Annotated in this window: 21 protein-coding genes; 16 read left to right on the top strand and 5 right to left on the bottom strand. The window is 68.2% G+C overall.

Annotated features, from left to right (window positions below; all coding sequences use genetic code 11):
* Nucleotides 1–36: 36 nt before the first annotated feature.
* Nucleotides 37–1425 carry an isochorismate synthase MenF gene (locus tag CXQ90_RS07115; protein ID WP_104138038.1) on the bottom strand — a complete coding sequence of 463 codons (1389 nt, stop codon included), beginning with the start codon at nt 1423–1425 and terminating at the stop codon, nt 37–39.
* Nucleotides 1426–1580: 155 nt separating this feature from the next.
* On the opposite strand from CXQ90_RS07115, the gene CXQ90_RS07110 reads away from it, so the two are divergent.
* The 4 genes from CXQ90_RS07110 to CXQ90_RS07095 all read left to right on the top strand — a co-directional run bounded on the left by CXQ90_RS07110 (nt 1581) and on the right by CXQ90_RS07095 (nt 6120).
* Complete coding sequence (locus tag CXQ90_RS07110) at nt 1581–2366, top strand: demethylmenaquinone methyltransferase (RefSeq protein WP_104138037.1); 786 nt, start codon at nt 1581–1583, stop codon at nt 2364–2366.
* A 4-nt stretch (nt 2367–2370) separates the two neighbouring features.
* Nucleotides 2371–3717, top strand: a complete 1347-nt coding sequence (locus CXQ90_RS07105; protein ID WP_104138035.1) for a geranylgeranyl reductase family protein — start codon at nt 2371–2373, stop codon at nt 3715–3717.
* Between the two features lie 9 nt (nt 3718–3726).
* Nucleotides 3727–4827, top strand: coding sequence for a polyprenyl synthetase family protein (locus tag CXQ90_RS07100; protein ID WP_104138034.1), 1101 nt, complete (start codon nt 3727–3729; stop codon nt 4825–4827).
* 453 nt (nt 4828–5280) lie between these two features.
* Entirely contained in the window at nt 5281–6120 is an 840-nt protein-coding gene (locus CXQ90_RS07095; RefSeq protein ID WP_104138032.1) for a type IV toxin-antitoxin system AbiEi family antitoxin domain-containing protein, read from the top strand.
* 157 nt (nt 6121–6277) lie between these two features.
* Here the strand turns inward: CXQ90_RS07095 and CXQ90_RS07090 are convergent, their stop codons facing one another.
* Together CXQ90_RS07090 and CXQ90_RS07085 are read right to left on the bottom strand one after the other, a co-directional pair.
* Nucleotides 6278–6703, bottom strand: coding sequence for a hypothetical protein (locus CXQ90_RS07090; RefSeq protein ID WP_104138031.1), 426 nt, complete (start codon nt 6701–6703; stop codon nt 6278–6280).
* 14 nt (nt 6704–6717) lie between these two features.
* Nucleotides 6718–7389 carry a trimeric intracellular cation channel family protein gene (locus CXQ90_RS07085; protein WP_104138029.1) on the bottom strand — a complete coding sequence of 224 codons (672 nt, stop codon included), beginning with the start codon at nt 7387–7389 and terminating at the stop codon, nt 6718–6720.
* A 60-nt stretch (nt 7390–7449) separates the two neighbouring features.
* Here CXQ90_RS07085 and CXQ90_RS07080 point away from each other — a divergent pair, with 60 nt between their 5' ends.
* From CXQ90_RS07080 to CXQ90_RS07025, 12 genes are all read left to right on the top strand, one after another.
* A complete protein-coding gene (locus tag CXQ90_RS07080) occupies nt 7450–8295 on the top strand; it encodes a sirohydrochlorin chelatase (protein WP_104138028.1) in 846 nt (281 codons plus the stop codon).
* A gap of 283 nt (nt 8296–8578) precedes the next feature.
* Nucleotides 8579–10318, top strand: coding sequence for a nitrite/sulfite reductase (locus CXQ90_RS07075; RefSeq protein ID WP_104138027.1), 1740 nt, complete (start codon nt 8579–8581; stop codon nt 10316–10318).
* Nucleotides 10315–11112, top strand: coding sequence for a phosphoadenylyl-sulfate reductase (locus tag CXQ90_RS07070; RefSeq protein WP_258064397.1), 798 nt, complete (start codon nt 10315–10317; stop codon nt 11110–11112). The genes CXQ90_RS07075 and CXQ90_RS07070 overlap by 4 nt, the downstream gene beginning before the upstream one ends.
* Nucleotides 11109–12056: a sulfate adenylyltransferase subunit CysD gene (cysD, locus tag CXQ90_RS07065; RefSeq protein ID WP_104138026.1), complete on the top strand. Its 948-nt coding sequence runs from the start codon at nt 11109–11111 to the stop codon at nt 12054–12056. The genes CXQ90_RS07070 and cysD overlap by 4 nt, the downstream gene beginning before the upstream one ends.
* A complete protein-coding gene (locus CXQ90_RS07060) occupies nt 12056–13477 on the top strand; it encodes a sulfate adenylyltransferase subunit 1 (protein ID WP_258064396.1) in 1422 nt (473 codons plus the stop codon). The genes cysD and CXQ90_RS07060 overlap by 1 nt, the downstream gene beginning before the upstream one ends.
* Nucleotides 13478–14067: 590 nt before the next feature.
* Nucleotides 14068–15234, top strand: coding sequence for an RtcB family protein (locus CXQ90_RS07055; RefSeq protein WP_104138024.1), 1167 nt, complete (start codon nt 14068–14070; stop codon nt 15232–15234).
* 139 nt (nt 15235–15373) lie between these two features.
* A complete protein-coding gene (locus CXQ90_RS07050; protein WP_258064395.1) occupies nt 15374–16528 on the top strand; it encodes an ABC transporter substrate-binding protein in 1155 nt (384 codons plus the stop codon).
* Nucleotides 16529–16591: 63 nt separating this feature from the next.
* Nucleotides 16592–17317, top strand: coding sequence for an ABC transporter ATP-binding protein (locus CXQ90_RS07045; RefSeq protein ID WP_104138021.1), 726 nt, complete (start codon nt 16592–16594; stop codon nt 17315–17317).
* Nucleotides 17307–18317, top strand: a complete 1011-nt coding sequence (locus CXQ90_RS07040) for an ABC transporter permease (protein ID WP_104138020.1) — start codon at nt 17307–17309, stop codon at nt 18315–18317. Before CXQ90_RS07045 ends, CXQ90_RS07040 begins: the two co-directional genes overlap by 11 nt.
* 234 nt (nt 18318–18551) lie before the next feature.
* The gene (locus tag CXQ90_RS07035) at nt 18552–18848 is read left to right on the top strand and encodes a putative quinol monooxygenase (RefSeq protein WP_104138018.1); all 297 of its coding nucleotides are present in this window, start codon (nt 18552–18554) and stop codon (nt 18846–18848) included.
* A 114-nt stretch (nt 18849–18962) separates the two neighbouring features.
* A complete protein-coding gene (gene cobA, locus CXQ90_RS07030) occupies nt 18963–20240 on the top strand; it encodes a uroporphyrinogen-III C-methyltransferase (protein WP_104138017.1) in 1278 nt (425 codons plus the stop codon).
* An 87-nt stretch (nt 20241–20327) separates the two neighbouring features.
* Nucleotides 20328–21794, top strand: coding sequence for an FAD-dependent oxidoreductase (locus CXQ90_RS07025; RefSeq protein ID WP_104138315.1), 1467 nt, complete (start codon nt 20328–20330; stop codon nt 21792–21794).
* A gap of 134 nt (nt 21795–21928) precedes the next feature.
* Here the strand turns inward: CXQ90_RS07025 and CXQ90_RS22850 are convergent, their stop codons facing one another.
* Complete coding sequence (locus CXQ90_RS22850; protein ID WP_258064394.1) at nt 21929–23326, bottom strand: SRPBCC family protein; 1398 nt, start codon at nt 23324–23326, stop codon at nt 21929–21931.
* A gap of 3 nt (nt 23327–23329) precedes the next feature.
* The gene (locus tag CXQ90_RS07010; protein WP_258064416.1) at nt 23330–24055 is read right to left on the bottom strand and encodes a DUF1206 domain-containing protein; all 726 of its coding nucleotides are present in this window, start codon (nt 24053–24055) and stop codon (nt 23330–23332) included.
* Nucleotides 24056–24083 lie beyond the last annotated feature (28 nt).

The following is a 24083-nucleotide window of genomic DNA, read 5'->3' as shown; positions in this document are numbered from 1 at the left end:
CATCTGGGCTCACACGTGCCCTCCGCTTCACTACGGCTAGCTGCTGATGCCCAGCGATTCCAGCATCGGGCGGAACTTGGCCCAGGTCTCCGCCAGTTCGGCCTCGGGATGCGATCCCTCGACTATTCCGCAGCCGGCATATAACCGGACGGTGTTTGGCGATTCGATCACGGCGCCGCGCAGGGCGATGCCCCATTCGCCGTTCCCCGCGGCATCGAGCCACCCCACCGGCCCCGCGTACGGTCCGCGGTCCAAATGCTCGAGCTTCCGGATCAAGGCACCGGCCACCTGGGTGGGGGTGCCGCACACAGCCGCCGTGGGGTGGAGCGCGTTGATCAGGGCAAGGCACGTGGGGACGTGCCCTTCCACCTCCGTGAGCTCAGCCTTGACGTCCGACGCCAGGTGCCACACATTGGGCAGCTCCAGGATGAACGGTTCGCTGTGCGCGTTCATGGCCTCGGAGAAGGGAGCAAGCTGGGTGGTCAGCGACTGGATTGCGATCTCGTGTTCGTGCCGCTGTTTCTCTGACCCGGCGAGGACCCGCTCGGCATAGTCCAAAGGCAGCCCGACCTCGCCCAGGGCGTCGCGGCGGTCCAGCGTTCCCGCCAGCACGCGCGCCTGGGCAGTACGGCCCTCCACCTGGATCAGCATCTCCGGAGTGGCCCCCACCAGCCCGTCCACGCCGTACGTCCAGCATTCGCGGTACCGCACGGCCAGCTGCCGCAGCACCTCCGCGGCATTGACGCCCTCCGGCAGGGTGGCCACCACGTCCCGCGCCAGCACCAGCTTTTCCAGCCGACCGGTGCGGATCTCGGCAACACCGGCGGCGACGGCGGCCATCCAGTCCTCTTCGCTGAGGGAACCGGTCTCCAGCGTGGCGGGCCGTGAAAGCACGACGGCGGCACCCGCCTCCGCGAGCACCCCACCCGGGGCAGCACCCGGGGCAACAGCGCCGGAAGCAGCCGCAGCGCCGGAAGCAGCCGCAGCGCCGGAGGGCGACTCCAGCCACCGGTTCAGGGCGGCGAGGGCGCCCGCTTCGGTGAGTTCGCCGTCGTCGGTCCTGATCTGGGTGAGCCAGGTGCGGCCGTCACGGACGCCCACAACGATCTCCGGCACGATCAGCCGGGATTCATGGGCGGAAACCTTGGAGAACGCGAACGAGCCAAAGGCGACGGGGCCGGTGCCGGGGCACTCCACGTGGTCGATGATGTCGGCCTCGATGACCAGGTGCCGCCACCAGATGTCCGCCTCGAGGAACCGTTCAGGTCCTGTGGCCGTGAACCGCGCCACCTCGCCGAAGCCCACCAGGCCGGCCTCGCGGCGGGTCCAGCAGAGGACATCGTCCCGCACCAGATACGACGGCAGCCCCCCGGGAGTCGATTCTCCATCCAAAGGGACTGTCAAGGTGCGGAGCGTTCTGGTCATGATGGGTCAACACTACTCCGCACAGTAACTTCAAGTGATCTCCGGTACTTTTGCCGGCTGCGGCAACGGTCCGCTAGGTACTTGAAAGTACTTGGCGGCAACGGCCCGCTAAGTACCTTCAAGTACCTGACAGTAGATTCGGGTAGATTGTCAGGGTGAACCGAGCATCCTTGGATAAGCGTCCGGACGAAGTAGCCACGATGTTTGACGACGTCGCACCGAAGTACGACGTCGTCAACGATGTCCTGTCGATGGGGCAGACGCGCCGGTGGCGCAAGGTTGTGGTCGAGGCCATGGATGTGCGGCCCGGCCACCGCGTGCTGGACCTGGCGGCCGGAACCGGAACGTCCAGCGAGCCATATGCCGATGCCGGCATAGATGTGGTGGCCTGCGACTTCTCCCTCGGCATGCTCAAGGTGGGCAAGCGCCGCCGCCCGGACATCGACTTCATCGCCGGAGACGCGACCAACCTGCCGTTCGCGGACAACACCTTCGACGCCACCACCATCTCCTTCGGCCTGCGCAACGTCAACGAGCCCAAGAAAGCGCTGGCCGAGATGCTCCGTGTGACCAAGCCCGGCGGCAAAGTGGTCATCGCCGAGTTCTCCCAGCCGGTGGTTCCGCTGTGGCGCACCATGTACACCGAATACCTCATGCGCGCCCTCCCGGCCATCGCCGTCAAGGTGTCCTCGAACCCGGACGCCTACGTCTACCTCGCCGAGTCCATCCGCGCCTGGCCAGACCAGGACCACCTCGCCGCGTGGCTGCAGGAAACCGGCTGGGAAGACGTGACCTACCGCAACCTGAGCGGCGGCATCGTGGCCGTCCACCGGGCCCACAAGCCGCTTGATTCAACGCCCGACGGCGGGGCTGCCGCCATCGCCGCCCACACCGGGCCGGTGGCCAAGCTGCGCCGCAACATCCCGCGGTCCGCCCGCTGACACTGTGAAAGTACTGATTGTCGGCGCGGGCCCGGCCGGATCCACCGCCGCGTATTACCTCGCCAAGGCCGGCATCGACGTCACGGTGCTGGAGAAAACCAGCTTTCCGCGCGAGAAGGTGTGCGGCGACGGTCTCACGCCGCGCGCTGTCCGGGAGATCCAGAAGCTCGGCCTGCCGCACCACGAGGCGGACGGCTGGCGCCGGAACATGGGCCTGCGCCTCCTCGCCGGCGGCCGCTCCATCGAGCTGCCCTGGCCCGAGGTGTCCGACTTTCCGCAGTACGGTCTGATCCGCACCCGGCTCGGCTTCGACGAGGAACTGGCCCGCCACGCCCAGGCCGCGGGCGCCGTCGTGCTGGAACGCCACAGCGTTACCGAAGCGCTCCGCAGCGAGGACGGCCGGGTGACCGGCGTCCGCGCAGCGCTCCTGGACGAGTCCGGACGCAAGACGGGGGAGACACTCGACTTCAGTGCCGACGTCGTGCTCGCGGCGGACGGAAACTCCACCCGCACAGCCGTGTCCATCGGCATCCAGAAGCGCGACGACCGCCCCCTCGGCGTCGCCGTGCGCACGTACTTCACCTCCCCGCGCCATGACGACGACTGGATGGAGGGCTGGCTGGAGCTCCCCGGGCGCGACGGCAAGCTGCTGCCCGGCTACGGCTGGGTGTTCGGCGTGGGCGACGGCACATCCAACGTTGGCCTTGGCATCCTCAACTCATCCAAGGAATTCGGCAAGCTGGACTACAAGCAGGTGCTCCGCGAGTGGACCGCCGGGATGCCTGCCGAGTGGGGATTCACGCCGGAAAACCAGGTGGGCGAGATCCGCGGCGCCGCACTGCCCATGGGCTTCAACCGCACGCCGCACTACTCGCCCGGGCTGCTGCTTCTCGGCGACGCCGGCGGCATGGTGTCCCCGTTCAACGGCGAGGGCATTTCCTACGCCATGGAGTCGGCACGGTTTGCGGCCGAGTTCGTCATCGACGCTTCTCGGTCTGCTTCCAGCGGGTCCGCCTCGGGCGGCTGGTCCACGCACGACGCCGATGCCCGCCTCGAAGGGTACGCGGACTACGTGCGGGAGCAGTGGGGATCGCACTTCACGCTGGGCCGCGCATTTGCCGCGCTGATCGGCAAGCCCGCGGTGATGAAGCTCGCGCTGCGGACCGGAATGCCCATCCCCGTGTTGATGCGGTTCGTGGTCCGGCTCCTGGCCAACCTGACCGATCCGGCCGCCAGGGGGTTCGAAGACCGCGTGATCCGGGTCCTGGAACTGCTGGTTCCCGCCACCTCCAATACGTCCGCCCAGGCTCCCACCGGCGTCCAATCAGCGGTTTCCGCAACAAAAAGTTAGGGTTAACCCGTGACCAACTCCGCGAACCACAGCTGGACGCACGCCGGGCATGGCCTGCCGGCCTCCGAACCCAGCCTCAACACCACCGCCATCGCCACCGGGCTTCAGCTGCCGGCAGGCTTTGCGGCCATCGCGGGGGACCCTGAACTCGGGCCTGCGATCACCAACAACCTGGCCCGCGTGGAGAAGAAGCTGCGCCAAGCCATCGCCAACTCCGACCCCTTAGCCGACGCGACGTCGCGTCACCTGGTGGAAGCCGGCGGCAAGCGCATCCGCCCCCTGCTCACCCTGCTCTGCGCGCACCTCGGTGACGCCTCGCTGCCCGCGGTGGTGCAGGCCGCCGTCGTGGTGGAGCTGACCCACCTGGCAACGCTGTACCACGACGACGTGATGGACTCGGCCCCGTTCCGCCGCGGCGCCCCCACGGCGCACGAGGTCTGGGGCAACTCCGTGGCAGTCCTCACCGGCGACCTCATCTTCGCCCGCGCCTCCATCCTGGTCTCCGAGCTGGGCTCCCGCGCCCTGGGCATCCAGGCCCGCACCTTCGAGCGGCTGTGCCTGGGCCAGCTGCACGAAACCGTGGGCCCGCGCCCGGACGAGGACCCGGTGGAGCACTACCTGTCGGTCATTGCGGACAAGACCGGTTCGCTGGTGGCGGCCTCCGGCCAGCTCGGTGCGATCTTTGCCGGCGCCGACGAAGCCTACGAGGGCGTCCTGGTGGAGTACGGCGAAAAGGTGGGCGTGGCCTTCCAGCTGGCCGACGACGTCATCGACGTCACCGGCGTGAAGGTCAAGTCGGGCAAGTCCCCTGGAACCGACCTGCGCGAAGGCGTCCCCACCCTACCGGTGCTGCTCCTGCGCAACGCCGCGGCGCAAGGTGACCAGTCCGCCGTCGAGCTTCTCACGCTGATCGACGGCGACCTCTCCTCCGATGAAGCCCTCGCCGAAGCCGTGGCCGGCCTGCGCGAGCACCCCGTGACCGCGGCGTCCTGGGTGGTTGCCCGGGCGTGGTCCGACGAGGCCATCGCCGCGCTGGCGCCGCTGCCCGAGGGCGTGGTCAAGGATTCACTGACCAGCTTCGCCCGGGCCGTGGTGGACCGCGCGAGCTAGGGCTTTCGCCTCCTAGAGAACACGTCCTGACTGGGCACGGCCTAGCTGGGCGGCTTAACGGAACGGCCCGGGCCCGCTAGGCACGCCGTGGCTGGGGAGGCTTAAACGGAACGGCCCCGGTTCCTTGCAGCGTTACGAGTCATACGCTGCATGGAACCGGGGCCGTTTCTCCGTTCGCATCAGATCCACCGGAGGCATTTAGTGGATCCGTGAAACAGTCTATGACAGGTTTGTCACACAACACAAGTCCGTTGTTAACGCGCGTGTCACAACGTTGATCCGTCCGTGCCTCCCCCGTCCCGACCCTGTTTGGTCTCCGTCTCTGAAGGACACGCCGACGGGGTGGCGCGCCGTCGGCAGCCAGCCGCGAAAGTGGGGCACGACCCGGGTTGGTTGTGCACATAGGCAAGTCCATGGCTGCCCACGTCCGCCGGGCCCGGGGATCGTGGAGTGATGGACCTTCAGACGTTCCTGACGCGAGGCGGCGGTGCGGCCCGGAGGAGCGACCTCCTGAGCGCGGGCTTCCCCCGGCCCATGCTTGAGGCCGCTGTCGATGCCGGCCGCCTGTACCGGCCGCTGCGGGGTGTGTACGCGCTCCACAACGCGGACGACGGCGTCCTGGCCGCCTATAGGTACAACGGCCGGCTCACCTGCGTGTCGGCAGCGCGCTACTACAGCTTGTGGGCCCTGCACCCGCCGCAGGAAGTGCACCTGAGCTGCGGCAACGGTGTGCCCAAGCCGCGTGTGATCGACCATGCGCCGTGTTCGCACGCCCGCCACCCGGCCTATCCGGTGGCGGGGCTCGCCGATGTGCTCCTTCATGCGATGCGATGCCTGCCGGAGCTCGAAGCGTTGGCGTTGGCGCAGTCAGCCACCGGGCGAGGCCAGATTTCCACCGACTTCCTCAGAGGCAAGCTCGTCGGGAACAGGAACGGCCGCGCCCGCGCGGTGCTGGATCTGCTGATGCCGCGAGCTGACTCCGTGCTGGAAATCCTGGCCCATACGCACTTTGTCCGCGCCGGCCTCAAGGTCCGCATGCACGTCCAGGTGCCGGGCGTGGGCGAGGTGGATTGCCTGGTCGAGGAGTGCCTGGTGGTGGAACTGGACGGCTCCACACACTTTGAACCCCGCCAGGTCAAGAAGGATCAGCGGCGGAACAACGCCGGCATGCTCGGAGGGCACCTCACGCTGCGCTATTACTACGACGACGTGGTGCATCACCCCGAGGCCATGGTGGAACAGGTCCTAGCGGTGCTCCGTCTGCGGGCACTGGGCAGGTTCGCACCCGAATGACGCCCAGGTGAGTACCGCTCGCCCAGGTGAGTGCCGCCGTCGTGACCCTCTTTGCAGCCGTGGTTCCCAAGACACGCAGGCTCAGCGGCGAGTCGCGGCCCGTCGGCGGCCAAACAGGGTCAGGACGGCGAGCGGCGCCAACCAGCAGAAGGCGAGGTCAGTCGTCGTCCTCGTTGAAGGCCCAGTCGAACATGTCGAAGACGAATTCCGAGAAGGTGCCCTCTTCGCTCTTCCACTGCCCGCGCAGGTTGTTGCGGCGGTACACGATGGGGTCCGGGACGCTGAGATCGCCAACGCGGAAGCCCCAGGTGAACTGTTCCTCCTCGTCTTCAAGGAACATGAGAAAGCCGTCGTCGTCCACTTCGAGTTCCTCGGGGTCCCAGAAGTAGTGGTAGGCCTCCATGAGGTCCTCGCAGCCGCCGAGGGCCAGGTAGAACTCGCGGAGCACGAGGGGAACGGTGAACTGATGTTCGGCAAGTGCGGAATCGAGCTCCTCGGCGGGCAGCCCGTCCTCTTCCTGCCATTCGTCTTCGAGATACTTCGGAACGAGCGCGCGGAACTTCTCGAGGAACATGTCAGTCATGGCTCTTATCCTAGCTAATCCCGGCCCCTCGAATTCCCGGTGTCCAGCCCCAGCCGGTGCCACCCGCGTACGGCCAGCGGAGCGTGCCACGAACGGCGCCACGCCAGCACGCGGAAGGTGAACACGACGGCCGCCACGGCACACGCGGTGAGCGCGTTGAACGAACCCGAAACCCAGAGCAAGGTGGTCAGCGCGGCGCCGGTGAATGCGGGCAGGGCGTAGAGGTCCCGGGCGTCGAACAGCTGTGGCACCTCATTGGCCGTGATGTCGCGCAGCAGGCCTCCGCCCACCGCCGTCGTAACCCCCAGCAGTACCGCCGCGACGGGATTCATCCCGGAGGACAGCGCCTTGAGCGTGCCGGTAATGCAGAACAAAGCCAGGCCGCCGGCGTCGAACAGCATCAGCAGCGAGGTGAAGCGCTGCACGCTGGAGAACAGGAAATAGACCAGCACCGTGGCCAGCAGCGGCGGGGCGAGGTATGCGGGGTTGGTGAAGGCTGCGGGCGGCCCGGTGTTGATGATGATGTCGCGGATCACGCCGCCGCCCAGCGAAACCAGGGAGGCGAGCAGGAGGGAGCCGATGATGTCGAACTGTTTCCGCGCCGCGAGCAGGGAGCCGGAGACTGCGAAGAAGAAGACGCCGGCCAGGTCCAGCCAAACCAGGGCGATGTCAAAAGGGAATGTCATGGAGCGTCCCGGCTAATTTCAAGGGGCGGACAGTGCGGCTCCAACGTTACGCTAGCCCGTATGAACAGCCCGATCATGATCGCTTGTGCCCACGGGACCTCCAACGCCCAGGGAGCCGCCGAGGTCAACGCCCTCCGCGCCGCCATCGCCGCGCTCCGCCCCGGGCTGGACGTCCGCGAGGCCTATGTGGACGTGCAGCAGCCCGACCTGGTGGACGTGGTGGCGGGGCTTCCCGCGGATCCCGGAGCCGGGGAGTCCGGCGACGCGGTTTCAGACGGCGAGACTCCGGTTCCCGGGGCTTCCGGCGAAGCGGGACAGGGCACGCCCGACGGCGGACCGGCACCTTCCGCTGTGGTGGTGCCGCTCCTGCTGAGTGTGGGATATCACGTGAAGGTGGACATCGCCCGGGCCGTCAAGAGCCGGCAGGGGACCCTCGCCGCCGCGCCGCTGGGACCCGACCCCCGCCTGGCTGCCCTGTTGGACCAGCGGCTCCGCGAGGCTGGAGTCACTGACAACGACGCGATCGTGCTCGCAGCCGCCGGCTCCTCCAACCCCAACGCCGCCGTTAGCGTCGAGAGGCTCGCCGAGCAGCTCGGAGCCCTCCGGTTCAACCGGATCGTGCCCGCCTACGGCGCGTCCGCCAAGCCGTCCGTGCCGGAGGCCGTTGCCATGCTCCGCGAGGAGGCCGCCGGCGGTGCCGGGGCGGGGGAGTCCGCCGGGGCAGTGGACCTCGGCGGCCGGGTGGTTATTGCGTCTTACCTCCTCGCGCCGGGCTTCTTCCATGACCAGCTGGCCAAGGCGGGCGCGGACCTCGTGACGGCACCGCTGCTGCCGTCACCGGTGCTCGCGGAGATCGCGCTGGAGCGTTTCGACGCGGCGCTGGCCGCGCACACGGCTGCCGCCTGACGCCGCGCCGCCGGAGCACCCGGCTGTGGCCTGACGCCGCGCCGCCGGAGCACCCGGCTGCGGCCTGACGCCGCGCCGCCGGAGCACCCGGCTGCGGCCTGACGCCCCGCCGCCGAAGCGCAGCGACCCGGCCCCGGAGCACCCGCCCACGGCCCCGCCGCCGATGCACAGCGGAGCGGACCGTTCAAGGCCTTTCGGCGATTCATGACGAAATATTTCCCTAGGTGACTTAGCGTTTCTGGGGCCTTTGTGACGGGTTTCCGGGCGGCCCTACAGTCGATGCATGACTGATACAGCTCTAGCCGGAGCGGCCACGGACAAGCCGGCGCGCCCAGCCCGTGCCTCCCGCCCCGCCGCAAAGCCTCACGGCCAGTGGAAGGTGGACGGAACCACCCCGCTGAACGCCAACGAAACCTGGAAGCAGGAAGACGACGGCCTCAACGTCCGCGAGCGTATCGAGTCCATCTACTCCAAGGACGGCTTCGACTCCATCCCGGGCCAGGACCTGCACGGCCGCTTCCGCTGGTGGGGCCTGTACACCCAGCGGAAGCCCGGGATCGACGGCGGCAAGACCGCCACGCTTGAGCCGCACGAGCTTGAGGACAAGTACTTCATGCTGCGAGTGAGGATCGACGGCGGTGCGCTCACCACCGAGCAGCTGCGCGTCATCGGCAACATCTCGGTCGACTTCGCCCGCGACTCCGCCGACCTCACCGACCGCCAGAACATCCAGCTGCACTGGATCCGCGTGGAGGACATCCCCGAGATCTGGACCCGCCTGGAGGGCGTCGGCCTGTCCACCACCGAAGCCTGCGGCGACGTGCCGCGCGTCATCCTCGGCTCCCCGGTGGCCGGCATCGCCAAGGACGAGATCATCGACCCCACCCCGCTCATCGCCGAGCTGGGCGAACGGTTCATCGGCAACCCGCTGCTGTCCAACCTGCCGCGCAAGTACAAGACCGCCATCACCGGGCACCCCAGCCAGGACGTGGTGCACGAGATCAACGACTTCGCCCTCGTGGGCGTGAAGCACCCCGAACTCGGCATCGGCTACGACCTCTGGGCCGGCGGCGCGCTCTCCACCAACCCGATGCTGGGCAAGCGCCTCGGCGCCTTCGTCACTCCCGAGCAGGCAGCCGACGTGTGGCTCGGCGTCACCAGCATCTTCCGCGACTACGGTTACCGCCGCATGCGGACCAAGGCGCGCCTGAAGTTCCTCATGGCCGACTGGGGACCGGAGAAGTTCCGCCAGATCCTCGAGGACGAATACCTCGGCTACAAGCTGGCCGACGGCCCCGCCGCACCCAAGCCGACCACCCCGGGCGACCACATTGGCGTGCACGAGCAGAAGGACGGCAAGTTCTTCATCGGCGCCACCCCGGTGGCCGGCCGCCTGTCCGGCGCCCAGCTGGTCAAGCTCGCGGACACCCTCGAGGCCCGCGGCTCCCGCCGCCTGCGCACCACGCCGCACCAGAAGCTGGTTGTGCTGGACGTTCCCAAGGACGAGGTGGAGCCGCTGGTGGCCGAGCTCGACGCCCTGGGCCTCTCCGCCCGGCCGTCCGTGTTCCGCCGCGGCACCATCGCCTGCACCGGCATCGAATACTGCAAGCTGGCCATCGTGGAAACCAAGGTCACTGCGGCCACCGCCGTCGCCGAGCTGGAGCGCCGCCTGGCCGACCTCGCTGACAGCGGCCAGCTGCCCCACGCCCTGTCCCTGCACATCAACGGCTGCCCCAACTCCTGCGCCCGCATCCAGACCGCGGACATCGGGCTCAAGGGCATGATGCTCCCCACGCCCGACGGCGACCCCAGCCCCGGTTTCCAGGTCCACCTGGGCGGCGGGCTGGCTTCGTCGGACCGCGAAGAGGCCGGCCTCGGACGCACCGTCCGCGGCCTGAAGGTGTACGTTGCGGACCTGCCGGACTACGTTGAGCGCGTGGTGCGGAAGTTCGTGGCGGAACGCGCCGAAGGCCAGACCTTCGCCGAATGGGCCCACGCGGCGGATGAAGAGGCACTGCAATGAGCAAGCACGCCCTAGGAATTGATCCGGTGGTTGAGCCTGCTGCAACCCCGAACCCGGCCAGCGGCGCCGCAGCCCCTGCCTCGGCAACCGTGACCAAGCGCTCCGTCGAGGAGCTCAAGGCCCTGGCCGACGCCGGAGCTGCCGAGCTCGGCTGGGATGCCCCCGCCCGCGACGTGATCGCCTGGGTGGAGCGCAACTTCGACATGCCCGCCGTCGCCGTCGCCTGTTCCATGGCCGACGCCGTCCTACCGGCGCTCGTCGCGGACCAGCTTCCCGGCGTCGACGTCCTGTTCCTTGAAACCGGCTACCACTTCCCGGAAACCTACGCCACGCGCGACGAGGTGGCCGCGAACCTCCGCGTCAACGTGGTGGACGTGCTTCCGGAGAACACCGTGGAACAGCAGGACCGGCTCCTGGGCAAGGACCTCTTCGCCCGCGACGCCGCGCAGTGCTGCGCGCTCCGCAAAGTGGCCCCGCTCCGCCGCACCCTCGCCGGCTACGAGCTCTGGTTCACCGGCGTCCGCCGCGACGAAGCCCCCACCCGCACCAACACCCCGCTGGTCACGTTCGACGAAGCCAACGGCCTGGTCAAGGTCAATCCGGTGGCCGCCTGGACGTTCGACCAGCTGGTGCAGTACTCCGATGACAACCTCCTTCCCGTCAACCCGCTCCTCTCCCAGGGCTACCCGTCCATCGGCTGCCAGCCCTGCACGCGCAAGGTGGCTCCGGGCGATGACCCCCGCGCCGGCCGCTGGGCAGGATCCAACAAGACAGAATGCGGACTACACGTATGAGCACTTTCCTAACTGAGGAGCCCACCCTGGTGAACGACGCAGCCGTTTCAACGCGCCTCTCCAGCCTGGACACCCTCGAATCCGAAGCGATCCATATCATCCGCGAAGTCGTCGCCGAGTTCGAGAAGCCTGCGCTGCTGTTCTCCGGCGGCAAGGATTCCGTGGTCATGCTGCACCTCGCCACCAAGGCCTTCTGGCCGGGCAAGGTCCCGTTCCCGGTGCTGCACGTGGACACCGGCCACAACTTCCCCGAGGTCATCGACTTCCGCGACCGCACCGTTGAGCGCCTGGGCCTGAAGCTGGTTGTCGGCTCCGTCCAGGAGTTCATCGACCGCGGCGAGCTGGCCGAGCGTGCCGACGGCACCCGCAATCCGCTGCAGACCGTCCCGCTGCTGGACGCGATCCAGTCCAACAAGTTCGACGCCGTCTTCGGCGGCGGCCGCCGCGACGAGGACAAGGCCCGCGCCAAGGAGCGCATCCTGAGCCTCCGCGACGAATTCGGCCAGTGGGACCCGCGCAACCAGCGCCCCGAACTGTGGAACCTGTACAACGGCCGCCACACCGTGGGCCAGCACGTCCGCGCGTTCCCCATCAGCAACTGGACCGAGCTGGATGTGTGGCGCTACATCGAGCGCGAAAACATCGAGCTGCCCGGCCTCTATTACGCGCACGACCGCGAGGTGTTCGCCCGCGACGGCATGTGGCGTGCCGTGGGCGAGGTGTCCCAGCCCCGCCCCGACGAGAAAGTCATCACCAAGACCGTCCGCTACCGGACCGTGGGCGACATGTCCTGCACCGGCGCCGTTGAGTCGGCCGCCGCCACGGTGCGCGACGTCGTGATCGAAGTTGCCGCCTCCACCATCACCGAACGTGGCGCCACCCGTGCGGACGACCGCATTTCCGAGGCCGCCATGGAAGACCGCAAGAAGGATGGCTATTTCTAATGAGCACCGAAATCGACACCGCCCGCGCGGCTGCCCTTCTTGACGAAGCACCCCTCGCCTCAGCCTCCCTCTTCCGCTTCGCCACCGCCGGATCGGTCGACGACGGGAAGTCCACGTTGGTGGGCCGCCTCCTGCACGACTCCAAGGCGATCCTTGCTGACCAGCTCGACGCCGTTGCACGCACCTCCGCGGACCGCGGCTTTGGCGGCTCGGCCGGCGGCATCGACCTGGCGCTGCTGACCGACGGCCTGCGTGCCGAGCGCGAGCAGGGCATCACCATCGACGTCGCCTACCGCTACTTCGCCACGGACCGCCGCAGCTTCATCCTCGCGGACTGCCCCGGCCACGTTCAGTACACCAAGAACACGGTGACGGGCGCGTCCACCGCGGATGCCGTCGTCGTACTCATTGACGCCCGCAAGGGTGTCCTGGAGCAGACCCGTCGGCACCTGTCCGTGCTGCAGCTGCTGCGTGTGGCGCACGTGATCGTGGCCGTGAACAAGATCGACCTGGTGGACTTCAGCGAGTCCGTGTTCCGCGAGATCGAAGCCGACGTGCAGAAGGTGGGCCGCGAGCTCGGCCTGGGGGCGGACGGTATCACCGACCTGCTGGTGGTCCCCGTTTCCGCGCTCGACGGCGACAACGTGGTGGAGCGCTCGGAGCGCACCCCCTGGTACAGCGGGCCGGCGCTGCTTGAGGTGCTGGAGACCCTGCCCGCCGCGGACGAACTCGAAAGCCACCTGGAGAGCTTCCGCTTCCCGGTGCAGCTGGTGGTCCGGCCGCAGGGCGCGCTGGCTCCTGACGCCATCGCCGGCGGGCTCGACGCCGAGGCGTACCGCGACTACCGCGCCTACGCCGGGCAGATCACCGAGGGCTCGGTCAAGGTGGGGGACAAGGTCAGCGTGCTGACCCCCGGCCAGGACCCGCGCACCACCACCGTGACCGGCATCGACTTCGCCGGTGCGGAACTGGCCGAGGCCGCGGCTCCGCAGTCCGTGGCCCTTCGCCTGGCCGATGAGTTCGACGTGGCCCGCGGTGACACCATCGCCGCAGCCGGCACCGTCCGTGAAAGCTCGGCCGACCTCTACGCCGCCCTGTGCTGGTTGTCGCCGAAGCCGCTCCGCGAGGGCGCCAAGGTGCTGGTCAAGCACGGCACGCGCACGGTCCAGGCTTTGGTCCGCAGCGTCAGCGGCAAGCTGGATCTCGCCACGTTCAAGCTCGAGGGCGCGTCCAGCCTGGAACTCAACGACATCGGCCACGCGCAGCTCCGGCTCGCCGCCCCGCTGCCGCTGGAGAATTACCTGCACCACCGCCGCACCGGCGCGTTCCTGGTGATCGATCCGCTGGACGGAAACACCCTGGCCGCGGGCCTGGTCAAGGACCACCCGGGCGACCACGAGGACGAGCGCTACTCAATCTAATCGCTCGGCTCCCCGCTCTGAACGTTTGACGACGGAAGGCCTCGGCCCGGAATTATCCGGACCGGGGCCTTCTGGCGTTCCCGCACCACCGGCCCTGCCCCGCATGACCGGCCGTGCCCCGCATGACCGGCCCTGCCCAGGGCCGCGCGTGCGGGGGAGGGCCGGTCAAGCGCAGTGCGGGCTTCACGCCGGGAACGAGTCTGTGCGCTACGGACTGTTGACAGCCGCCTCTTGGTGCACAATAGTTTCTCCGTGATGGCCCCGAAACGGGACATCCCCAAGGCAGGCCTCCGGGCCGCGAACAGTGCGGGGACTAAGTGGCAAGCAGCATGCAGTTAAAGCAGCGACAGGAAGCACTCCTGCCGTTGCTGGGTGCTGCCGTCGAACAGCTACCCGCCACCCGCCGTCGCCATGGGTTGATTGTGCGCTAGAGCCTGTATCCAGCAGGCCCTCAGCCCCGCAACCAGCAATGGTTCGGGGCTTTGTCTTTGGATCCGGACGATCCCCGAACCTCTTTGTTTCACCGGAACGCCAGTTCCACCGAGATGCCCGTGCCGCCGAACCGCGGAACGGCAAGACGAGAGGAAATCGTGGAAACCATCAACAGCCGGCTCATCAACTGGGCATCCATCCTGGATGACAAGACCCGTGAGCAGGCCCTGGCAACCTCCCGGCTGCCCTTCATCTACCCGCATCTGGCGCTGATGCCGGATGCACACCTTGGCAAGGGCGCCACGGTCGGATCCGTCATTCCCACCCTCGGCGCCATCATCCCGGCCGCCGTCGGAGTGGACATCGGCTGCGGCATGATTGCGGTCAGGACCCAGTACTCCGTGACGGACCTGCCCCGCGACCGGAAGCGGCTGCGTGAGGCCATTGAGCGCGCCATTCCGCTGTCCGCCGGCCATAACAACCGGACCGTCGTGGCTACGGCAGTGCCCCGGATCGCCGAGCTGCAGAAGCTCGCTGAGAAAGCCGGCTTCAACCCCGCCCAGTACACCGGGAAATGGGAGCTGCAGCTTGGCTCGCTCGGATCGGGAAACCACTTCATCGAGGTGTGCGCGGATGAGACGGACGTCGTCTGGCTCTTCCTGCACTCGGGCTCGCGGGGCGTGGGCAACAGGATCGCGCAGCACCACATCAAAGTGGCGCAGGGCGTGGCCCGGCAGAAGCGTGTCTCGCTGCCGGACCCCGACCTCGCCTACCTCGAGGAGGGCACGCCCGAATTCACCCGGTACATCAAGGAGCTGCGCTGGGCCCAGCACTTCGCCCTGCTGAATCGCGAGGAAATGATGGACCGCGTGATCCGGCAGTTCAGCGAGTGGGTGGGCGGCAGCGTGACGGAGAAGGAGCGGATCAACTGCCACCACAACTTCACCCAGCAGGAGACCCACTACGGCAAGTCCGTCTGGGTGTCCCGCAAGGGCGCGATCCGGGCCGAGGCCGGGGACCCCGGCCTGATTCCCGGGTCCATGGGCACGGCGTCGTACGTGGTGGAGGGACTCGGCAACACGGCCTCGATGAATTCCTCGCCGCACGGCGCCGGGCGGGAGTATTCCCGGACGGCGGCCCGCAAGACGTTCTCGTTGGAGGAGCTGAAGGAGGCCATGCACGGCATCGAATTCCGCGCCACGGAGGCCTTCGTGGATGAGATCCCCGCCGCATACAAACCGATCGACGTCGTGATGCGCGACGCGGAGGACTTGGTCAAGGTGCGCCACCGGCTGCGGCAGCTCATCAATGTCAAGGGGGACTGAGCCCTAAAATCCCTGGTCCGCAAGGGGGACGCCGGGGGCATGGAGATTTGTGTGGCCGAATGTGACGCTGCATGAACCTGCATGACCCCCGGTTTCCGGCTCATTGAACCGGGTTTATGACACTCCCTATGGTGAATCCATGACTAGTTCCAGGCCGGGTATGACCCGCATTGTGGCCGGCGAAAGCCAAGTGCCCAAGCGCCGGCGCGCCCTGGAGATCGCTTTGGCCCTTGGTTTGGTCCTGCTGATCAGCGTGGGCGCCGTAGTGGCCTCGGCGGTCTCGCGGGGTTCCGACGCCACCGCCGCGTCAACGTCCGCCGCCGGCCCGGCCGCGGAGCTGAGGCTGGGCTACTTCGGCAACATCACCCACGCCGCGGCCCTGGTGGGCGTGAAGCAGGGCTTCATCGAGAAGAACCTGGGCGGCACCAAGCTCTCCACGCAGGTGTTTAACGCCGGGCCCGCGGCCATCGAGGCGCTGAACGCCGGCGCGATCGACGCGACCTATATCGGCCCGAACCCGGCGATCAACTCGTTCGTCAAGAGCAAGGGCGAGTCGGTCAGCATCATCGCCGGCGCCGCGTCCGGCGGGGCGCAGCTCGTGGTCAAGCCCGAGATCAAGACCGCTGCGGACCTTAAGGGCAAGACCCTGGCCTCCCCGCAGCTGGGCGGCACCCAGGACGTGGCGCTGCGCGCCTGGCTGGGCAAGCAGGGCTTCAAGACCAACACCGACGGCGGCGGGGACGTGGCGATCAACCCCACCGAGAACGCCCAGACGCTGAAGCTGTTCCAGGACGGCAAGCTCGACGGCGCCTGGTTGCCCGAGCCCTGGGCCTCCCGGCTGGTGCTCCAGGCCGGCGCGAAGGTCCTGGTGGACGAGAAGGACCTGTGGGACGGATCGCAGACCGGAAAACCGGGCGAGTTCCCCACCACCATCCTGATCGTGAACAAGAAGTTCGCCGCCGAACACCCGGCAACCGTCGAGGCGCTGCTCAAGGGCCACGTCGAGGCGGTCAAGTGGCTCAACGACACCCCGGCCGCCGAAAAGGCCGCTGTGGTGAATGCGGGCCTGAAGCAGGACTCCGGCAAGGCGCTGCCGCAGGACGTCATCGACCGCTCGCTGCAGAACATCGTGTTCACCGTCGACCCGCTGGCCGGCACGTTCACCAAGCTCCTGCAGGACGGCGTGGACGCCGGCACCACCAAACAGGCCGACATCAACGGCCTTTTCGACCTCCGGACGCTGAATTCCGTGGCCGAGGACAAGACCTCCGCAGCAGGGCTGGGCCAGGACTAGCCGCAGCCTGAACACGCTCCACCGCACTCCAAGCATCACGCACCACGAACAAAGGACGGGACCATGCCAGTCGTACTGGAAAACCTGGGCAAGCGCTTCGGTGACGGCGCCCCGGTGCTGGACGACGTCAACGCCACCATCGGCAAGGGCGAGTTCGTCGCCCTCCTCGGTGCGTCCGGCTGCGGCAAGTCCACCCTGCTGAACATCATGGCGGGACTGGAGGTCCCGACGTCGGGCGCTCTTGAGGTGCCCAGTGACGGCGCCGCCTTCATGTTCCAGGACGCCGCACTCTTCCCGTGGCTGACGGCCCGGGAGAACATCGAACTCGCCCTGCAGCTGCGCGGCGTGGGCAAGGCCGAGCGGCGCATCAAGGCCAATGAACTCCTTGAGCTGGTCCACCTGGCTGGTGCCGGCGACAAGCGCCCCCACGAGCTCTCCGGCGGTATGCGCCAGCGCGTTGCCCTGGCCCGTTCGCTCGCGCAGGACCGCCAGCTGCTCCTCATGGACGAGCCGTTCGCGGCCCTGGACGCCATTACCCGCGACCTGCTGCACGACGAACTCGAACGCATCTGGAAGGAGACCGGCCGGACGATCGTGTTCGTGACGCACAACGTTCGCGAGGCCGTCCGCCTCGGCCAACGCGTGCTCTTGCTGTCCTCCCGGCCCGGCCGCGTGGTGCAGGAATGGAACGTCACCGAGGAACACCGTACCGACGCCGGTCTTGCCGGACAGCTGACCGGGGTCATCACCGCCCGGCTGCGAGAGGAGATCCGCCGCCATGCGAAATAATTCATCACCCGTGGCGGATACGCCCGAGGCAACCGAGACCCCGGTTTCGGCAGGCTCGACCGGCGGGCACAATTCGGCGGGCTCGACCGGCGGGCACGAAGAGACACGGAAGGTCCACGCGGCCCTGACCCGCTCCTCCACCGGCTCCGCTGACCTTCGCGAACTCGAATCCGGCCTGGACTCGCTGCAGTCCGACGCCGTCCGCAAGGCGCGCGTCGACTGGAGCCGCATCCTGCTTCCGGTGGCCGCCGTCGTGGTGCTCATCATCATCTGGCAGGCCTATGTCTCGCTCGGCCTTAAGCGCCGCGACCTGGTGCCCGGGCCGCTGGATGTGGCCGGACAGTTCGGCACCCTCTGGGCCGAGGGTGCGCTGCAGGAAGCCGTGTGGACGTCGCTGCAGCGCGGGCTGGTGGGCTTCCTCATCAGCGTTGCCATCGCCACGCCCATCGGACTGCTGCTGGCCCAGGTGGCCCCGCTCCGCCGGGCGTTCGGCCCGCTCATCTCCGGGCTCCAGGTGCTGCCGTCCGTGGCGTGGGTGCCCGCGGCTATCATCTGGTTCGGCCTCACGGACGCCACCGTCTACTTCGTGGTATTCATGGGCGCCATTCCGTCCATCATCAACGGCCTGATCTCCGGCGTGGACCAGATCCCGCCCCAGTACCGCAGCGTCGGCACGGTCCTGGGCGCCTCACGCCTGCAGATGGCCGTGCAGATCGTCCTGCCCGCGGCCCTTCCCGGATACCTGGGTGGGCTCAAACAAGGCTGGGCCTTTTCGTGGCGTTCGCTCATGGCCGCGGAAATCATCGCGGTTGGCGGCACCATCGGCTTCGGCCTCGGCTCCATGCTGAACCAGGGCCGCGACCTCGCCGACATGACCATCGTGATGTCCGCGATCCTGCTGATCCTCGCCGTAGGCATCCTGATCGAGCTCCTCGTGTTCGGACCGATCGAGAAGCGTCTTCTCCAGCGCCGCGGCCTCCTGGCCGGCAGCACCCGCTAAGCACCTCCGCCCGCACTTCACCCGAAAGCCCGACGGCGACCAGTTCACATCGCCGTCGGGCTTTCCGCTGTCCGTTTCGCTGCCTCTTTGGTCTGCCCGGTGGCAGCCGTCCGGGCGGCGCATGCGCCACCACCCGTTGGAGCCCGCGGACACTTGTCCCTGTCATGCCCCGTGCCTAGACTCGCGACTAGGCCGGTACCCGGCCCATCTCGATAAGGATTTGAGGGGATAGCCGTGGCACCGAAATTTGGCTTGCTGGCACTGGTCGAGGCCAAGCCCGGGAAGGAACAGGACGTGTGGGACTTCCTCAACGCAAGCGGCGAGGTAGCGCTCAACGAGCCGGGCACCAGGACCTGGTACGCATTCCGGATCACCGAGGACACCTTCGGCATTTTTGACACCTTCGACACCGAGGAGGACCGGCAGGCCCACCTCGACGGGGCCTTTCCTGCCGCCTTGCGCGAACGCGGTCCTTCGTTGTTCGCCATAGATCCCTACATCCGGCCGATTGAACTCATCGCCGTGAAGTAGCGGGCCGGGGGCGGCCATACGCCGCCCCGCGCCTATGTGACGCAGCGTTACCTTACGTGAACTGGTGTTTCCGCGCCGTTGGTCCGGTATATGACGCGGCCCTACCGTTGATTCATGGCAATTCAGGACATCTACCCAACGGCACTGCGCCTGCTCGGCCGCCCCGTGCTGGTGGTGGGCGGCGGACCCGTGGCCACGCGCCGCGCCAAGGGCCTGCTCGACGCCGGTGCACGCGTCACCGTTGTGGCCCCTGACGCCTCCGCCGGGCTCCGCGACCTCGCCAACGCCGGCCTGCTCACCTGGGAGCCGCGCACTTACTCATCGTCCGACGTCGACGGCGTCTGGTTCGTCCAGACCGCCACCGGCGATCCCGCCGTGGACGCCCAAGTCTCCGCCGACGCCGAAGCGCAGCGCGTCTGGTGCGTCAACGCCTCCGACCACGAAGCCTCCGCAGCCTGGACCCCCGCCGTCGCCGTGGTGGACGACGTCAAGATCGCCGTCAACGCCGGGGGAGACCCGCGCCGCGCCATGGCCCTCCGTGACGCCGTCGCCACCGCGCTGGAATCCGGCGACCTGCCGCTGCGCCGGCGCCGCGCTTCTGCCGGCTCCGTGGCCCTCGTCGGCGGCGGACCCGGCGACACAGGCCTCATCACCGTGCGCGGCCGGCGGCTCCTAGGCCAGGCCGACGTCGTGGTCGCAGACCGCCTGGGCCCGCGGGAACTGCTGAACGAACTGGCCCCGGACGTCCGCATCATCGAGGTCGGCAAGACGCCGGGCCACCACCCCGTGCCGCAGGCCGAGATCAACCGCATCCTCGTCGAAGAGGCACAACAGGGCCACCGGGTGGTGCGCCTCAAGGGCGGGGACCCGTACGTCCTGGGCCGCGGCGGCGAGGAAGCAGAGTTCTGCCGGCACCACGGCGTCGAAGTTGAAGTGGTTCCCGGCGTCACGTCCGCCATCTCCGTGCCCGCCGCCGCCGGCATCCCCGTGACGCACCGCGGCCTGGCCAAGGGCTTCAGCGTGGTCACCGGCCATGAGGAGCTGTCCGAGGTTCCGGCCCGCGCCGACCACACCGTAGTACTGCTCATGGGGGTGGGCCAGCTGCGGGAATCGGCGGCCGCCCTGGTCCTCGCGGGTCTGCCCGAGGACACCCCGGTTGGTATTGTGGAGAACGGCTACCTGCCGAACCAGCGCGTGACGATCGGCACGGCCGCGACCATCGCCGACCAGGCCGAGGCCACCGGCGTCGCGAATCCTGCCGTGATCGTCATAGGTGACGTCGTCCGCGTGAGCCCCTTTGCGCCGTCGCACTTCAAGACCGCTGACTACAGCACCACCAGCCCCAACAAGCCCCGTACCACCCCGAACACCACCCGCGTTCTCACCCCCTGAAACCCATCGACTGTTCCGTAACGGCCCTTGTGAAGCCTCAAAAGGGCAGCTACGGAGCAACCGATGCAGAAGAAAAGGAACACAGCCGTGTCAACCAGCACCACCGTAGGAACCGCTGCCCGCCCGTTGCGTGTGGCCGTCGTCGGGTCCGGCCCGGCCGGCGTCTACGCAGCGGACATCCTCACCAAGAGCGAGGCCGTCAAGAGCGGCGAGCTGACTGTGAGCATCGACCTCTTTGACCGCTACCCGGCCCCCTACGGCCTGATCCGCTACGGCGTTGCCCCGGACCACCCCCGCATCAAGGGCATCGTCAACGCCCTGCACAAGGTCTTGGACCGCGGCGACATCCGGTTCTTCGGCAACGTGGACTACGGCACCGACCTCTCCATCGAGGACCTGCGCACCCACTACGACGCCGTCATCTTCGCCACCGGCGCCATCAAGGACGCGGACCTGAACATCCCGGGCGTCGAGCTGGACGGCTCGTACGGCGGCGCGGACTTCGTCTCCTGGTACGACGGCCACCCCGACGTGTCACGCGAATGGCCGCTGGACGCCAAGGAAATCGCCGTGATCGGCAACGGCAACGTGGCCCTGGACGTGGCCCGCGTCCTGTCCAAGCACGCCGACGACCTCCTGGTCTCCGAGATCCCGGATAACGTCTACGCCGGCCTGAAGAACTCGCCCGTCACGGACGTCCACGTGTTCGGCCGCCGCGGCCCCGCGCAGGTCAAGTTCACCCCGCTTGAGCTCCGCGAGCTGTCCCACTCCAAGGACGTGGACATCATCCTCTACCCGGAGGACTTCGAGTTCGATGAGGAATCGGACCGCCAGATCCAGAGCAACAACCAGATCAAGACCATGGTGGGCACGCTCACCAACTGGATCGCCGAGCAGCCCGAGGACCTCTCCGAACTCACAGCCTCCCGCCGCCTGCACCTGCACTTCCTGCACAGCCCGGTGGAAATTTACGACGACGCCGAGAACCCCGGGCGCGTCAGCGGCATCAAGTTTGAACGCACCGAACTGGACGGCACGGGCAACGCCCGCGGCACCGGCGAATACATCGACTATCCGGTCCAGGCCGTCTACCGGGCGATCGGCTACTTCGGTTCGGCACTGCCGGAGATCGAGTTCGACCACAAGAAGGGCGTCGTTCCGAACGCCGGCGGCCGCGTGCTGGACGCGTCCGGCGAGCACGTTCCGGGCATCTACGCCACTGGCTGGATCAAGCGCGGGCCCGTGGGCCTGATCGGGCACACCAAGGGCGACGCCTTGGAGACGGTGACGTACCTGCTGGAAGACCGCGAGAACCTGCCGGTGGCCGAGGCGCCCGCGGCCAGCGCCGTCGTCGACCTCCTGGAAAGCCGCGGCGTGCAGTACACCAGCTGGGAAGGCTGGCTGGCCCTGGACGCCCACGAGCTCGCCCTGGGCGCCGAGGCCACCGCCGCCGGCGGATCGCACGGCGTCGAGGTCAAGCGCGAGCGCATCAAGGTTGTGCCGCGCGAGGACATGGTTGCCATCTCCCGCGACGGCGTTGCCGCCAGCGTCTAGCGTCTCCGCAGTAACGAGGGCTTACACCCGCCCGGTTCCCTTGGCCGAGCTTGCAAGGCCAGGGGCGGGTGGGGAGGGGCCGCTCCCTGCCCGTTGCCGGGCGAGGGAGCGGCCCCTCGTTGCCTTAACCGCCGCTAGGCTCCTGCGCCCCCGGCGGCCATGAGTTCGAGCCGCTTCAGGGTCTCCGTATTGCGCACCGTGATCAGCGGATCCCGCAGCGCCTTGGGAATGGCGAGGCCCGGTCCGCGGACGGCGTCCTCGGAGATGGTGACGCGGCACTGTGGCCCCATATCCTCGAGCGTGATGACCACCTTGGCCTCGCCCAGGGGCCAGCCGCGCGCGATCAGCTCCAGCCTCCTGCCGGGTTCGGCCGCTGTGACCTTGGTGGAATCGTTGATGACCAGGGGCCACACCCCCACGGAATGATGGAGCCGCGCGTCAGTTTCCGGCCAGTGCGCGTCCACGGAGCGGATCCTCGACGCGCCCACGACCCAGCCCGCGTAGAGCCAGCCGTCAGCTATCACTTTCCAGACATCCGCTGCCGGGGAATTGAAGACCTGGGTGACCGTTGACATGGCGTTCCTTTCGTCGGGCTGCGCTGGGGTCCTTCGGGGCGAGGTCTCAAGCGGCGCAGTCTCAAGCCGCGCCGCCTTCAGCGGCGCAGGCCGCCGGGCCGCGCGGTAGGAGCGTTCCCGGAGCCGGCGCGCCCATGGATAGGTCCCGGCTCCTGGCAAGGGATGCTCCAACGGATCGAAACGGGCTGCGGTGTCACCGGAAGCCGGGGCTGCGCGCAGCCGCAGCACGCCGGCGGGTAGCCAGTGGCCTGCGGGGGTGGCGAAGGAAAGCGCCAGAGACCATTCGCCCGCGGCCAGCGACTCCTTGAAGTTGCCGCCGGTATCGGCCCGGCCCGTGGCGCCGGAGGGCAGGGAGAGCGTCCGCAGCCCCAGGAGCACGGGCCCGTCCCCGCCCTGGTAGGGCATCAGCGTGGTGAACCTGGCGGAGCCGACGTCCAGCTTCGGGGTCAGCAGGAACCGGGCAGGGAAGCCCCAGCCGGTGGACGCGAACAGGATATCCGCCGGCTGATCGTCCGGACCGGTGCGGAGGGCCAGGCCCAGAATGTCCGGCAGCGCTTCGGGCAGGCCCACCGACCGGGAGAAACGCGCCTGCACCTGGTCGGTTCCGGCCGCGTCCAGCCAGCCGATCCCGCTTCGCCCATCCGGGAACCCGGCGGCGGCGCGCCCCTCGGCACCGGTGCGGGTGAGCTCACCGATCAGGCTGATGCCCCGGGGGTGGATCGGGCGCACCGGACGAACCGCCTTGATGGCGCGGAAAACCGCCGCGAAGGCCTGCCCGCCGAGATCCGCGGCACGTCCGCCCGGATCCGCCCAACCGGGTAGCCGTTGACGTCGTTTTGACGGCTCAGAACGGCGTGATCTGCTACCTAGTCGGGGAAAGGTCCGCGGCCTGCCGGCGGTGTCGCTTGCCTGCCTGGCGAGCTCACGGAACTCGCGGGTCATACTGCGCCTGCTCATGATTCACATCCTGCCGAACTTTGATCGAACCAGGGCAAAAAAGCCGTAGCAAATGAAGCCGGCGCCGATCGCCAGCAGAAGGTACGGCCCGTAGGGGTGATCGCGCAGCGCCTTGAGGCTGCCGTCCAAGCCGGTGGATTCTTCGGGGGACTGCTTGGCGGCTGCGATCACGAACAGCAGCCCGGCCAGATTCAAGGCGATGCCTTTGGCCACATGGCCTGTTACGCCCAGGGAATCAATGATCTTTCCGCGCCGCGTGCCGTTGAAGTGGAAGAGTTCCTCCTTGAAGCCGCGCCGGAGCCCCTTCACCACAAAGTAGACGCCGATGCCCATGACGGTAAGCCCCAGGGCACCCAGCACCGGCACGCCAAAGGGGGTACTGATGAGGGCGGAGCTGATGTCCCGGGTTGTCTCGCCCGAGTCGCCGCGCAGCCCCACGGCAAAGCCGGCGAAGGTGAGCCCCACGCTGCCGTACGCAACCGCGAGGAACCCCGACGAGATCAGCTTCCCCACGCGTTCCTTCTTCGGCTTGCGCCGGGCCCGGAGCGTCGCCTCGCTGAGCTGCCACAGGGCCAGGCCCGCGCAGCCGAGCATGCAGGCCCACATGACGGCCGGACCCCACGGATCGGCGGCAAGCTGCTCTATGGCCCCGGTGGCTTCGGCCTGACCGGGCTGTCCCAGCGCCAGGGCGATCGAGATCGTGCCGACCACCATGTGGAGCAGCGCCATCACGGCAAAGCCTGAACGCGCGACGACG

Origin of the sequence: Arthrobacter sp. ZGTC131 (assembly GCF_002929275.1) — a bacterium.
GTDB lineage: Bacteria > Actinomycetota > Actinomycetes > Actinomycetales > Micrococcaceae > Arthrobacter.
The sequence above is the reverse complement of the archived record's forward strand: the minus strand, read 5'-3'. Positions and strand labels throughout refer to the sequence as shown.

What these genes read in the sequence shown, in the direction of transcription:
- CXQ90_RS07115 (WP_104138038.1), bottom strand. Translation starts at nt 1,425, where the DNA reads ATGACCAGAACGCTCCGCACCTTGACAGTCCCTTTGGATGGAGAATCG.
- CXQ90_RS07095 (WP_104138032.1), top strand. Translation starts at nt 5,281, where the DNA reads ATGGACCTTCAGACGTTCCTGACGCGAGGCGGCGGTGCGGCCCGGAGG.
- CXQ90_RS07090 (WP_104138031.1), bottom strand. Translation starts at nt 6,703, where the DNA reads ATGACTGACATGTTCCTCGAGAAGTTCCGCGCGCTCGTTCCGAAGTAT.
- CXQ90_RS07085 (WP_104138029.1), bottom strand. Translation starts at nt 7,389, where the DNA reads ATGACATTCCCTTTTGACATCGCCCTGGTTTGGCTGGACCTGGCCGGC.
- CXQ90_RS07080 (WP_104138028.1), top strand. Translation starts at nt 7,450, where the DNA reads ATGAACAGCCCGATCATGATCGCTTGTGCCCACGGGACCTCCAACGCC.
- CXQ90_RS07075 (WP_104138027.1), top strand. Translation starts at nt 8,579, where the DNA reads ATGACTGATACAGCTCTAGCCGGAGCGGCCACGGACAAGCCGGCGCGC.
- CXQ90_RS07070 (WP_258064397.1), top strand. Translation starts at nt 10,315, where the DNA reads ATGAGCAAGCACGCCCTAGGAATTGATCCGGTGGTTGAGCCTGCTGCA.
- cysD (WP_104138026.1), top strand. Translation starts at nt 11,109, where the DNA reads ATGAGCACTTTCCTAACTGAGGAGCCCACCCTGGTGAACGACGCAGCC.
- CXQ90_RS07060 (WP_258064396.1), top strand. Translation starts at nt 12,056, where the DNA reads ATGAGCACCGAAATCGACACCGCCCGCGCGGCTGCCCTTCTTGACGAA.
- CXQ90_RS07050 (WP_258064395.1), top strand. Translation starts at nt 15,374, where the DNA reads ATGACTAGTTCCAGGCCGGGTATGACCCGCATTGTGGCCGGCGAAAGC.
- CXQ90_RS07045 (WP_104138021.1), top strand. Translation starts at nt 16,592, where the DNA reads ATGCCAGTCGTACTGGAAAACCTGGGCAAGCGCTTCGGTGACGGCGCC.
- CXQ90_RS07040 (WP_104138020.1), top strand. Translation starts at nt 17,307, where the DNA reads ATGCGAAATAATTCATCACCCGTGGCGGATACGCCCGAGGCAACCGAG.
- cobA (WP_104138017.1), top strand. Translation starts at nt 18,963, where the DNA reads ATGGCAATTCAGGACATCTACCCAACGGCACTGCGCCTGCTCGGCCGC.
- CXQ90_RS22850 (WP_258064394.1), bottom strand. Translation starts at nt 23,326, where the DNA reads ATGAGCAGGCGCAGTATGACCCGCGAGTTCCGTGAGCTCGCCAGGCAG.
- CXQ90_RS07010 (WP_258064416.1), bottom strand. Translation starts at nt 24,055, where the DNA reads ATGGCGCTGCTCCACATGGTGGTCGGCACGATCTCGATCGCCCTGGCG.